Raw genomic sequence first — 12,674 nt, 5'->3', positions numbered from 1 at the left:
GAATCTGCCGGACGGCGCGTTCGTCTGTCCGGCATTCCACTCGTTTTTTTACTGTACGGCCAGTCGGCGCAGGCGGGAAACGTCCACGCTTTTTTGCGCCTGAGCCAGACTCCAGGTATTTTGCAGATTCAGCCACATTTCGGGAGAGCTGCCGATCACGACCGAGAGTTTGATCGCCATTTCCGGGGTCAGGGCCGCTTTACCCGTGAGTAACCGACTTGCCGTTGAGGGCGCAATCTCCATTGCTCGGGCAAATTCACGCAAACTGACGTTCAGTTCGTCCAGCGCTTCCTGAATGATATCCCCGGGGCGGGGATGATTCGCCATTTTCATCAGTGATAATCCTCGTAATCCAGAATGTACGCATCGCCATTGACGAATTCAAACGTCATACGCCAGTTGCCTGAAACCGAAATCGCCCAGACGCCATCGCGATCGCCGCTCAGGAGATGCAGCCGGTAACCGGGCATGTTGATATCGTTCACGCAGCCTGCGGCATCAATCACAGCAAGGCGGTGTCGTAAACGTCTGACGTGATTTGTCATCACACCAGACGTTTTGCCGTGAAGAAACAGGTCGCGTAATCCCTTGTGCCTGAAATTCATGATCATCCATTTCACCTCGTTCCTTCAAGAGGAACAGTAGCATTATGTTCCGTGTGGCGCAACAACTTTCGCCGTCGTGTGCGTGATTGTCTGGCGAAATGAGCAAAGAGAAAAGGAGAGGGGATGAATACTGGAAAGCGCTACGCAAATTGCCCGGTAAACATCACGTTACCGGGCATTGAGTTTTAAAGACGCGCGGTGATGTCGTCTATCTCTTTACGCCATTGCGCCTGCAACTGCGGCTTCTGGTGTCGGGGTTTACGCGCCAGATCCTCCGCCAGACGCTGTTCAAGCGTGAGCAGTTTTTCCAGCAGCGCTTCCTCGTCAATGTGCTCCAGGGCAAGCGGAGTGCCATCTTCCACATCAGTTGGCGAAAGTTCCGTCGTGGTTTGCCGGATACGGGCATAGACGGCTTCCAGATCGTGCCATTCGCTCAGTTCGCCGTCGTCAACAAACCAGAACCGATTACAGCTCTGGCTGATGAGTTGACGATCGTGGCTGACCAACAGTACGCCACCCTCAAAGGTTTGCAGCGTCTGAGCGAGCGCCTCTTTGCCTTCCATATCCAGATGGTTAGTCGGTTCATCCAGCATGAGCAGGCTATAGCGCGCCAGCGACAGTCCAACGAACAGCAGACGCGAACGTTCGCCGCCGCTTAATGTACTGACCGATTGCGCATGGCGAATCCACGGAAATCCCGCGCTAATCAGCGCCATTTTGCGGATATCCGGCTGTGGGGCGAACGGTTCAAGGGCGTCAAACAACGACGCGTCATCCGGCAGTTGATGCAGCGTCTGGTCGTAGTAGCCAAGCGTTACGCGAGGGTGGAGGCGCAGCGAATCTGACGCCCGTTCCGTCTGATAATGCTGCCAGATAAGTCTTAACAGCGAGGATTTACCGCAGCCGTTACGCCCGACAATCGCCACCCGATCGCCACTCTTCAGGCGGCAGCCGGCAAGGGTAAACAGCGTCGGCGCCCCAGGAGCAGGCGTGACCGACAGGTGCGACATTTCCAGCAAACGGTCTGCCCGGAGGGCGTCTCCGTGCAATGTTAGTGACCACTGACTTCCTGCCGTCAGATCCGTTTGCACCTCCTTCAGACGTAACACCTGTTTTTCCATTTGCTTCGCTTTGCGCGACAGATCTTCGTTGTCGTACACCCGACCCCAGGTTGCCAGTCGTTTAGCGCTGGCGGTAACGCGATCGATCTCTTTTTGCTCCGCTTTATGCCGCAATGCGTCGCTGGCATCGCGCTCAGTCAGTGCCTGCCGGGCCGCGCTGCAGGGCAGCGCAAAGGAATGCAGGGTACGATCGCGCAGGATCCAGGTGCCGTTGGTGATCGCATCCAGCAGTTGAGGATCGTGGGACACCACCACAAAACTGCCGGACCAGTTCTGTAAAAACTGTTCCAGCCACAGTAGCGTGGGCAAATCCAGATGGTTGCCCGGCTCGTCAAGCAGCAGGAGGTCAGGATGACGCATTAGCGCGCGGGCCAGCAGCAGGCGCGTATGCTGACCACCACTCAGCGTTTGCGCGGTTAATTGCAGATCCTGGGGACTAAAGCCCATCTGCGCGAGCAACGCGTCGACCTGCCAGAGTTGACTGGCGCGTTCATGTTCAGGAAGTTGAGCCAGAACGGCTTCCTGTAACGTCAACGGTAGGATCTCATCAGGCAAATGTTGTTCGACACGGGCAAGATGGCAGTGGTTCGCTAGCGCCAGGGTTCCACTCGTCGGGACAATCGAACCGTCGAGAACTTTCAGCAGTGTGCTTTTGCCACAACCGTTGTAGCCGATAAGCCCAATGCGATCGCCTTTTTTCAGGGTAAACGTCAGATCGTCGAAAAGTGTGCCGAACGCCATATCAACGTGTAGAGATTGTGCGGTTAGTAATGTACTCATTGTTGCTTACTCAAGAGTTACAGGCGTCAAAACGCCTCGTCAAACATCGCTGACGATAACCCGGTAAGCCCGAGAGAAGGGGATTTCAGAAGTTAGCTTCGCTCAAGCCGAAGTTATCGCAGCACGATACCGATAACGCTTGAGCACTGGCGATCGCCAAAAGCATGTGAAGCGATGAATCGTTCACAGTACAGCATAAGTATCCTCCTTTTATTTATCCGAATGTTAATTGATGCTGAAAGTGTAAGCGCAAGTGATGAAATAGCGCAAGTCTGAAGGCCCGGCAGCGTGCGCCACCGGGCGGTTCATCAGATGGAAGTACGACGATAGTCGCGATATTCCGCCTGCCAGAAGTTCTCTTCAATCGCCTGCAACAGCGCTTCGGCGGAGGTTTTCACTGCCATGCCCTGTTGCTGCGCCATCTTACCGACGGCAAACGCAATGGCGCGAGAGACGGTCTGAATGTCTTTCAGTTCCGGCAACACCAGCCCTTCACCGTTAAGCACCAGCGGCGAATGCTGGGCCAGCGTTTCACTGGCGGACATCAACATCTCATCGGTAATGCGAGATGCGCCGGAGGCAATCACGCCCAGCCCAATCCCCGGGAAAATATAGGCGTTGTTACACTGGGCAATAGGATAGATTTTGTCTTTCCAGACCACTGGCATGAACGGACTGCCGGTGGCGACCAGCGCGTTACCTTCCGTCCAGGCGATGATGTCCTGCGGCGTCGCTTCCACACGCGAGGTGGGATTAGACAGCGGCATCACGATCGGGCGCGGACAATGCTTGTGCATTTCGCGGATGATCTCTTCGGTGAACAGTCCCGTTTGTCCGGAAACGCCGATCAGAATATCGGGCTTAACGTTACGGACCACGTCCAGCAACGACAGCACGTCGCTGTCGCTATCCCACGAGTGCAGATTTTCACGCTTCTGCACCAGTTTGGTCTGGAAGGAGAGTAGATTCGGCATCTGGTCGGTCAGCAGGCCAAAGCGGTCCACCATGAAGACTCTCTGGCGCGCGGCCTCTTCGCTTAATCCTTCACGCTGGATTTGGGCGATTATCTGTTCGGCGATACCACAACCGGCGGACCCTGCGCCAAGGAAGACAATTTTCTGCTCGCTGAGCTGGCTACCTGCCGCACGACTGGCGGCGATCAGCGTACCCACGGTCACCGCGGCGGTACCTTGAATGTCGTCGTTGAAGGAGCAGATTTCGTCGCGATAGCGGTTAAGTAACGGCATGGCGTTTTTCTGCGCGAAGTCTTCGAACTGCAGCAGAACGTCCGGCCAGCGCTGCTTAACGGCCTGAATGAATTCATCAACAAACGCATAGTATTCGTCGTCGGTGATGCGCGGATTCCGCCAGCCCATGTACAACGGATCGTTGAGCAGTTGTGGATTGTTGGTTCCCACATCCAGCACCACGGGCAAAGTATAGGCAGGGCTTATTCCGCCACAGGCGGTGTACAGTGAAAGCTTACCGATGGGAATGCCCATTCCGCCGATCCCCTGGTCGCCAAGACCGAGGATACGTTCGCCGTCGGTCACCACAATCACTTTGATGTTGTGGTTGGGGACGTTTTGCAGGATATCGTCCATGTTGTGGCGGTTCTGGTAGGAGATGAACACGCCGCGCGCGCGACGATAAATCTCGGAGAAGCGTTCACAGGCCGCGCCCACCGTTGGCGTGTAGATAACCGGCATCATCTCATCGAGATGGTTGTTAACCAGTCGGTAGAACAGGGTTTCGTTGGTATCCTGAATATTGCGCAGGTAGATGTGCTTGTCGATCTCCGTTTTGAATCCCTGATACTGGATCCAGGCGCGTTCCGCCTGTTCTTCAATCGACTCGACCACTTCCGGCAGTAACCCCAGCAGGTTGAAGTTACGGCGTTCCTCCATACTGAATGCACTGCCTTTATTCAGTAAGGGAAATTCCAGCAGTACCGGGCCAGCGTAAGGAATATAAAGGGAACGCATTTTTTTGTTTTTGGTTTCCATGTCACTCACTCTTTTTTTGAATATCCGTCCCTGGCACTTTTTATAATACGTTGCCATTCCACCAGGGTATCGGGCAGAGAGTATAAAGCATTGCGAATGGATTAAGGCTTTTTGTAAGCAAAAACACCATCGCGGGTGCGATGGTGTTTATCGTCATATTCGGGCTGTACGGTTACTTTTTGCTGTCTGCGTGGCGTTTTCTGCCGGTAGGGTTGTTCACCACGCTGGTTTGTTCACCTTCAGTCACCACTTTGCGCTGATTGGAGATCTTATGGTCCAGTCCAAGAATATGACGGGCCTGACGGTTCGATTTCATTCTAACTCCTTTATCCTGTTACTGGTTCAAGGATGAGTCCATGTGACTTCGGACGAAATATAACCCTTAAGGTCGACGATACAGAAAAATACCGACCTGATTGATGGTCGGCCATTTTCTCTGAAAGGTCAATGTGTAAGCAGGGAATTAAGAAGTCTCTGCTTACCGCCACAAAATCTGCTGAGCGTCCTATACTTGTTATCCCGACGATAAAAAGGAGAGAACGATGACAATCCATAAGAAAGGTCAGGCACACTGGGAAGGCGACATCAAACGCGGAAAAGGCACGGTTTCGACGGAAAGTGGCGTGCTGAACCAGCAGCCTTATGGTTTTAATACCCGTTTTGAAGGGGTGAAAGGCACCAACCCGGAAGAACTGATCGGCGCGGCGCATGCCGCCTGTTTTTCAATGGCGCTGTCGTTGATGCTCGGTGAAGCGGGCTTCACGCCGGATGCCATCGACACCACGGCTGACGTGTCGCTGGACAAAGTCGATGCCGGTTTTGCCATTACCAAAATCGCGCTGCACAGCGAAGTGAAAGTACCGGGAATCGATGCCGCCACCTTCGACGGCATCATCCAGAAAGCGAAAGCCGGTTGCCCGGTATCGCAGGTGCTGAAAGCGGAAATCACCCTCGATTACCAGCTGAAGTCGTAACGACAGTATTGCCCGGTCGCGCAATGCTGACCGGGCAAAAAGCCTTACCACGTGCCATCACGCACGCCAACAACGCACGTCGGTTCCCGCATCAAGTCTGCGCAGCGCCTGTCGGTTTTCACATCCACTGCTGGCGAACGGACACCGTTCACGAAAGAAACAGCCCACTGGCAGAACCCGGTTGCCGGGCAATTCCGTTTTACGGATCACCTGTTCTTCATCAAGCGGCGCGCCGGTTTTCGGTACAGAATCCAGCAGCAGACGGGTATAAGGATGTGCCGGAGTGGTGAGGACCTGCGCCGTTTCGCCGAGTTCGACGATTTGCCCGAGGTACATCACCGCCACCCGGTCGCTCATATGACGTACCACCGAGACGTTATGCGAGATCAGAATGTAGGTCAGATTGCGGCTGGCCTGCAGCGCGACCAGCAGATTCAGGATCTGCGCCTGAACGGAAATATCCAGCGCCGACGTCGGTTCATCCAGCACGATCACATCCGGTTCTGACGACAGCGCGCGGGCAATCGCGATACGCTGACGCTGCCCGCCGGAGAACGCGTGCGGCAGGCGGTCGAGATATTCCGGGCGGATCCCGACCTGGCTTGCTAAGGTTGCTGCCAGTGCCCGTCGCTCCCGTTCGCTGCTGCGTTTTTGGATCCACACCGGCTCGGTGATAATTCGCCAGACCGGCAGACGCGGATCCAGCGAGGAGAGCGGGTCCTGAAACACCATCTGCATTTCGGTCGATGGTGAATCCTGCTGATATTGCCCCTGGCTGGGCTTCAGCATCCCCATAAGCAACTGCGCCAGCGTACTTTTCCCACAGCCGGATTCCCCCACAATCCCCAGCGTTTCGCCCCGGCGGATCTGTAAATCCATGCCGTTGAGCGCGTGCACGCGTTCGGTCACCCGTCCCAGCCAGTTCTTCTTCGCCGGGAAATTGACGTGCACATCCTGTAAGGCCAGTAATGTTTCAGACATGGGAACGCTCCAGATGGGGATACCAGCAGGCCGACCGCTGGTCGCCAGCGCCGAGTGGATTCATGGTGGGGATGGTGTCGCAAAGCGGACCTGCGGCAAAACAGCGATCCCGAAACGCGCAGCCGTGCGGCAAACGGGTAAGATCCGGCACGGTGCCGGGAATGGCTGGCAGCGGTTGGCGCGGTTCACCTTGTTCCGGCGCGCATTTGAGCAGGCCAATCGAATAGGGATGGGTCGGATGGTGGATCACGGCATCGGTCGGACCGCTTTCAATCACACTTCCGGCATACATCACATACAGCCGATCGCACAATTGCGATACCACTGCCATATCATGACTGATAAACAGCACGGCCGTACCGCTGGCGCGGGCTTTGTGTTTCAGCAGCCGCAGTACCTGCAACTGTACGGTGACGTCCAGCGCGGTGGTCGGTTCATCGGCGATGATCAGTTCCGGTTCGCAGGAGAAGGCAAGGGCGATCATCACCCGCTGACGCATGCCGCCCGAAAGCTCAAACGGAAAGCGGGTCATCACCCCGGCGGCGTCGGGGATCTGCATCTCCTCCAGCAGGGTAATCGCCTTTTCGCGGGCCTGCGCACGGCTCACCGTCTGGTGATGGCGAATCACCTCCACCATCTGCTGGCCGATGCGGCGCGTCGGGTTGAGGGCCGTCATCGGCTCCTGGAAGATCATCGCCACGCGTGCGCCACGCCACTGGCGCATCTGCTTCTCACTGGCGTTTAATACATCTTCGCCCAGTAACGCGACGCGCCCCTGATGGATGCGATAGCTGCCTTCCGGCAACAGACGCATGGTGAGCATCGCGGTGACTGACTTCCCGGAACCCGATTCGCCCACCACGCCGACAATTTCGCCGCGATGAATGCGAAGCGATACATGGCTCAGGGCGTGAACATCGGCTTTGTATCCCGGAAAGCTTAAGTGTAAATCGTCTATTTCCAGCACCGGTTGGGTCATCACTGTTTTCCTCCTGCTTTCGGATCCAGTAGATCGCGGATCCCGTCACCGAACAGGTTAAAACCGACGGCGGTAATCAGGATGGCAGCACCAGGGAAGGCGCAATACCACCATTGATCGAGAACATAATTGCGGCCAATCGCCACCATTGCGCCCCATTCTGCGCTCGGTTGCTGGGCGCCAAGCCCGATAAAACCTAATGTCGCCGCCATCAGGATGGCGCTGCCGATATCCAGCGACGCCTGCACAATCAGCGGCGGCAGCGAGTTGCGCAGAATGTGCCAACTGATCAAATGCCAGCGGGAGGCGCCGTACGTGCGGGCGGCCTGGACGTAGGCAAACTGGCGCACGACCAGCGTTTGTCCGCGCGCCAGTCGCACATAAAAGGGAATACGCACAATGGCAATCGCCAGCATCGCGTTAAGCAAGCTCGGACCCAGCGCTGCGGCCAGCGCCATCGTCAGCACCAGAGAGGGGATCGACAGCATGATATCCATTATCCGCATGATGATGGCGTCAGCGCGACCGCCCATCACGCCGGACAGACAACCGAGCAGTGAGCCAATGCCGCCCGCAATTGCGACCACCACCAGCCCGGCGACAATCGACTGCTGGCTGCCCACCAGCACGCGGCTGAACAAATCCCGGCCAACCTCATCCGTCCCGAACCAGTGCGCTGCCGTCGGCGGTAACAGCCGCGCGCTTAAATCAATGGCATTGGGATCGTAAGGCGTTAGCCACGGCGACAGCACCATCAGCAGCAGCATCAGAACAATGATCGCCCCGCCAATCATGGTCAGCGGACTGCCTTTCATCAGCCAGAACAGTCTGGCCCAGTCAATACGCCGACGCGTCGCGCGAACCGGTGTCGGAGTCTCTTCGGTTAACATCATTCAGCACCTCCGCGCCCGATGCGTGGGTCTACCCACAGATAGAGCAAATCGACCACCAGGTTGACCAGTACATAAGCAAAAGAGACCACCACGGCAAAGCCCATCACTGCCGGGAAATCGAGCGCCTGAATCGACGTCACAACCCAGGCGCCCATACCGGGCCAGGCAAAAACCGTCTCGGTCAATACCGCGCCATACAGCAGATCGCCCAGCGCCAGTCCGAGTACGGTAATCGACGGGATCAGTGCGTTGGGCAGGGCGTAACAGAGCACGATGTACCAGCCGGGGAGACCGCTGGCTTTGGCCGTGCGGATATAATCTTCACTGAGCTGTTCCAGCATCGCAGAACGAATTTGCCGTGCCACAATTCCCAGGTGAACGAACGCCAGCGTCAGCGACGGTAAGATCAGATGCTGCAGCGCATTAAAAAAGACCTCGCCGTTGCCTTCCAGCAGGGCATCTATCAGATAAAATCCGGTGACCTGCGTCGGCGGATCCAACCAGTCATCCAGCCGTCCGCCTCCCGGTAAAATGTGCAGTTGGCCGTAAAACAGCACGATAACGCCCAGACCCAGCCAGAAAGCCGGCGTCGATATACCGGTGATCGCCATCAGGCGTACCAGGTGGTCCAGCCAGCGATTACGCCAGACGGCGGAGAGGATGCCCAACGGAATACCGATGACCAGCGCCAGCAGCAGCGAGCAAAAGGCCAGTTCCAGCGTCGCCGGGAAAAAGACGCGCAGTTCTTCCATCACCGGACGCCCGGTACGAATCGAAATGCCTAAGTCGCCCTGGAAGACATCGCCTACGTAGCGTGCAAACTGCACGTACAGCGGTTGATTCAACCCAAGCTGCTGGCGAATGTTTTCGACAATCTCTTCGCTTGCCCGGTCGCCCGCCAGCAGGCGCGCCGGATCGCCCGGAATCAGGTGTGAAATAATAAAGGTGATGACGCAAACGCCGGCCACCACAAGGATAAGTCCCCAGCAGCGCTGGCGTAAAATGCTCCAGAAAGTCATTGGCTTCCCCTGGCGGAGCCAGTGCGGCTCCGCATTAACGTGGCTTATTTGCTCATGGTGCCGATATTAAAGACCTGCTCGAGCATCGGATTGAACACGAAGCCTTTGACCTCTTTGTTCATCGCTAACTGGTAGTTCTTCTGGAACAGATAGACGTAGGCCGCTTCATCAATGACGATTTTCTGTGCCTGCTGGTAGTCCGTGGTTCGGGCGGTCTGATCGGTGGTGCTCAGCGCACTGCGCAACAGTTTGTCGACCTCGGCGTTTTCATAGAACGAACGGTTGCCGGGCAGTCCTTTCTTGTCAGACTCGAACCAGTAGTTCATGAACATATACGGGTCAGCGAAGTCCGGACTCCAGTTGCCGATGGCAATGTCGTAATCGCCTTTACCCACGCGATCGCGCATGGTGGCATTCGCCAGTTTTTCCAGCTTCACGGTTATGCCCAGTTTGCTGAGGCTGGCCTGGGTGGCGAGGGCAATCGGCTCCCAGTTGGGATCGTTATCGGAATAGAGGAAGCTCAGGCTGGTGGGTTTACTGGCGACTTTTTCCCATTCCGCTTTCGCTTTAGTGTCATCAAGGCTGTATTGCAGCGCAGAGGCGTCGTAACCCCACATGCCTTCCGGGATCGGCCCGCGCATCTGTTTCCCGTTACCGCTGAGGATCCCTTTCACCATGCCCTGATAGTCGGTGGACCAGGAGATCGCCCGACGCAGATCCACCTGATTCAGCGGCGCTTTACTGTTGTTCAGATAAAGATAGGTCACGCGCAGCGACGGATAGTCCGCCACGGCGACGTTGCCTTCCTGTTTTAATGCACTGAGCTGATCCACCGGCAGGGCATCGGCGATGTCGATATCCCCACGCGACAGTTGCAGACGACGCGACGCGCTTTCACCGATAATTTTCACCGACACGCGCTTGAAATTCGGTTTGGGTCCGGCGTAATGCGGGTTCGGAACCAGCACCAGCTGTTGACCTTTCTGCCAGCTTTTCAACATAAACGGCCCGGAGCCTGCGGTGTTTTGCGCCAGAAAACCACGGGCGTCGTCCGCCGCATGTTCTTTCAGCACGGCAGGGTTGATGATCGACGCGCCGTCATTGGCCAGCGTATAGAGGAACGGGGCAAACGGCTGGCTGAGGGTGAATTTCACCGTGTGCGCATCGACAGCCTCCACGTTGAGATCTTTAGGAAAGGCTTCTGCTGGCCCCTGGCTGATTTTCAGCAGGCGCTCGAAGGACTGTTTCACCGCGTCGGCGGTCACAGCGGAGCCGTCGGCAAATTTGGCCTGTTCGTTAAGCGTAAAGGTCCACTCTTTCTGATCGTCAGAGGCCTTCCAGCCGCTTGCCAGATCGCCTTCAACCTCGGTAGAGCCTTTGTCGCCCTCGGTTTTGTACTTCACCAGGCGCTGATAGGACGGATAAGTCACCGTCCAGTCGTTATTATCAATGGTGACCGCCGGGTCAAGCGTTTGCGGATCGGCGGCTTTGCCGATCACCAGCATGTCCTTCGGGACGGCAGCCTGTGCCGCAGGCAGGGTCATTGCCAGGGCAACAGCAATCAACGCGGGGCGAAACAACAAAGTTAATTTCATGACGAAGCTCCGGAATCAAAAGGATGTGTGTGTCGTTGTGGTTGTAACGGGAAAACAGGTAATACAGTCTTCCAGCAGCGGATAGCGACTCGCGGCAGGTAACTCAAAGTGCCACCACTCGCTGCTGATACCAACGAAGCCACCGCCATACATAATGGCGTTGAGTAACAGTCGGTTACGCTGCGCGGCAGCAGGCACAGAAGGGTGGTAAGCATGTGAACGATCGTGCATCTCATCAAAACCCGCGCCCATATCCAGAATGTTGCCGTCCGCGTCTTTCAGGGTGACATCGATGGCCGTTCCGCGGCTGTGGTTAGAGCCGATGGCGACATCAACCACATACTGCGGATCCGGACAGGCATCCCACAGGATCGACTGCGCCTGCTGTGGGCGATAGGCGTCATAAACCACCAGCGAAAGACCCGCCAGTTGTGCGATGCTGATGCTTTTCGCCAGCGCGGTGACGGCATCCTCGTGCAGCAGGCAGCGCGATTCGCGATAAATCGGCGCGCCCGTCAGGTTATCGGCGGTCGCGTATTTGAGGTCGATATCCAGCGTCGGAAAAATCACCGACAGGCAGACCAGTTGCGGAGTTTCAGACATAGCACGTTTCCTGTTTATTGTTCGAATTGACCAAATTCTTGTTGTAACTGGCGGTTGGTCTGTAGCCGCCCGGTAAGGGAGTCGCCCAGTTGGTCCGCGACGCCGGAAAGCAGCAAGTTGAACAGACAGCTCACCGGGGCCAGCGAATCCCAGAAGTGTCCGGTGTCAGTTTTCACCTGTAGCAAGTCGATGGCGTAATCTCGCGCCCAGGGGCACCAAACATCGGTTATCAGCGCCAACGGTATTTGCCGCTCGCTGGCGACGCGACAGTACTGCCGGGCGATGGCGGAGTAAGCGCGGGTATCGGTCAGCACCACATACGGTTTCTCAAACCCGGAATTGAGAGATTCCACCCAACTGCCGGAGAGCCCTTCGGAGTAGTTCACCCTGGGACGCAGATACTCGAGGTGACTGAAAAAGGCATTAGCGATCCCCCGCGTCGACTGGATCCCCAGCACATACACCGCTTCCGCCTGCGCCAGTTGTCGGGTAATGCGCTGGAAAGTGTCTCCTTGCGCCAGTTGATAGACATGGGCGATCGCATCTATCTCCAGCAACAGCGACTGACGCGCGCGGTCCGGCAACTGTTGCTGCTGTTGCCAGGAGTCCAGACGCTCGTTCATGCCCCAGGGCTGATAGACGATGCCAGGCAGTTCCCGCAGACTGGCTTTAGCGTCTTCCAGATTGCGATAGCCGATTTTGCGCAGGTAGCGTCCGACGGTAATTCCGCTGGTGCCCGTCGCTTTGCCAATGCTGTCGGCGGTTTCAAACGGGATCTGCGCCACATGGGTTAACAGCCAACTGGCAACGCGCTTTTCGCTCGGCGTATGCAGGCTGAAGGTCTGTTCAATTCGGGTCAGTAACTCAGGTTTTGCTGTCATCACCGTCTCGCTGTTACCAGGCTGTCAAAGGTCCGTTCACTGTTAGTCAATTAACAATGCAGGACGCGTGCCATGTTCAAAAACGCCGCCGCGACTGGCGTCAATTGTTAAAATGATGCTGAAATAATTAACTTATGATCAACACTTGTGCAGCATAGTGCAGTTTTGGTGCAACGGTTAGGCGAAAGGGCGCTTATCTGCCGGATACGCAGGCGGGATCACATTCTCACGGCTAAA

Annotated in this window: 13 protein-coding genes; 1 reads left to right on the top strand and 12 read right to left on the bottom strand. The window is 56.4% G+C overall.

Annotation, left to right across the window (positions count from 1 at the left end):
* Positions 1–48: 48 nt before the first annotated feature.
* From F384_RS07170 to sra, 5 genes are all read right to left on the bottom strand, one after another.
* Positions 49–333 carry a HigA family addiction module antitoxin gene (locus tag F384_RS07170; protein WP_043000693.1) on the bottom strand — a complete coding sequence of 95 codons (285 nt, stop codon included), beginning with the start codon at positions 331–333 and terminating at the stop codon, positions 49–51.
* On the bottom strand, positions 333–611 hold the full coding sequence (locus tag F384_RS07165; protein ID WP_046497865.1) for a type II toxin-antitoxin system RelE/ParE family toxin: 279 nt from the start codon (positions 609–611) through the stop codon (positions 333–335). Before F384_RS07165 ends, F384_RS07170 begins: the two co-directional genes overlap by 1 nt.
* 179 nt (positions 612–790) lie before the next feature.
* Positions 791–2,506, bottom strand: a complete 1,716-nt coding sequence (locus F384_RS07160; protein ID WP_046480861.1) for an ABC-F family ATP-binding cassette domain-containing protein — start codon at positions 2,504–2,506, stop codon at positions 791–793.
* A 308-nt stretch (positions 2,507–2,814) separates the two neighbouring features.
* Entirely contained in the window at positions 2,815–4,512 is a 1,698-nt protein-coding gene (gene maeA / locus F384_RS07155; protein ID WP_046480860.1) for a malate dehydrogenase, read from the bottom strand.
* A gap of 172 nt (positions 4,513–4,684) precedes the next feature.
* On the bottom strand, positions 4,685–4,828 hold the full coding sequence (gene sra / locus F384_RS07150; protein WP_046480858.1) for a stationary-phase-induced ribosome-associated protein: 144 nt from the start codon (positions 4,826–4,828) through the stop codon (positions 4,685–4,687).
* Between the two features lie 226 nt (positions 4,829–5,054).
* Here sra and osmC point away from each other — a divergent pair, with 226 nt between their 5' ends.
* Positions 5,055–5,486 (top strand): peroxiredoxin OsmC, encoded by a 432-nt coding sequence (gene osmC / locus F384_RS07145; RefSeq protein WP_046480856.1) that lies wholly within the window; start codon positions 5,055–5,057, stop codon positions 5,484–5,486.
* A gap of 57 nt (positions 5,487–5,543) precedes the next feature.
* On the opposite strand, the gene F384_RS07140 is transcribed toward osmC, so the two are convergent.
* The 7 genes from F384_RS07140 to F384_RS07110 are packed head-to-tail and all read right to left on the bottom strand — an operon-like array spanning position 5,544 to position 12,437.
* Complete coding sequence (locus tag F384_RS07140) at positions 5,544–6,467, bottom strand: ABC transporter ATP-binding protein (RefSeq protein ID WP_046480855.1); 924 nt, start codon at positions 6,465–6,467, stop codon at positions 5,544–5,546.
* Positions 6,460–7,446 carry an ABC transporter ATP-binding protein gene (locus tag F384_RS07135; protein ID WP_046480853.1) on the bottom strand — a complete coding sequence of 329 codons (987 nt, stop codon included), beginning with the start codon at positions 7,444–7,446 and terminating at the stop codon, positions 6,460–6,462. The genes F384_RS07140 and F384_RS07135 overlap by 8 nt, the downstream gene beginning before the upstream one ends.
* Positions 7,446–8,339, bottom strand: coding sequence for a D,D-dipeptide ABC transporter permease (gene ddpC, locus F384_RS07130; RefSeq protein WP_046480850.1), 894 nt, complete (start codon positions 8,337–8,339; stop codon positions 7,446–7,448). Before ddpC ends, F384_RS07135 begins: the two co-directional genes overlap by 1 nt.
* Complete coding sequence (locus tag F384_RS07125; protein WP_046480848.1) at positions 8,336–9,358, bottom strand: ABC transporter permease; 1,023 nt, start codon at positions 9,356–9,358, stop codon at positions 8,336–8,338. The genes ddpC and F384_RS07125 overlap by 4 nt, the downstream gene beginning before the upstream one ends.
* Before the next feature lie 44 nt (positions 9,359–9,402).
* Complete coding sequence (locus tag F384_RS07120; RefSeq protein ID WP_046480846.1) at positions 9,403–10,953, bottom strand: ABC transporter substrate-binding protein; 1,551 nt, start codon at positions 10,951–10,953, stop codon at positions 9,403–9,405.
* A gap of 15 nt (positions 10,954–10,968) precedes the next feature.
* Positions 10,969–11,556, bottom strand: a complete 588-nt coding sequence (gene ddpX / locus F384_RS07115) for a D-alanyl-D-alanine dipeptidase (protein WP_046480844.1) — start codon at positions 11,554–11,556, stop codon at positions 10,969–10,971.
* Positions 11,557–11,570: 14 nt separating this feature from the next.
* Positions 11,571–12,437, bottom strand: coding sequence for a MurR/RpiR family transcriptional regulator (locus F384_RS07110; RefSeq protein ID WP_046480842.1), 867 nt, complete (start codon positions 12,435–12,437; stop codon positions 11,571–11,573).
* Positions 12,438–12,674 lie beyond the last annotated feature (237 nt).

Origin of the sequence: Citrobacter amalonaticus Y19 (genome assembly GCF_000981805.1) — a bacterium.
In the GTDB taxonomy this organism is placed as follows: Bacteria; Pseudomonadota; Gammaproteobacteria; order Enterobacterales; family Enterobacteriaceae; genus Citrobacter_A; species Citrobacter_A amalonaticus_C.
This window is presented reverse-complemented; position numbering and strand designations above follow the sequence as displayed.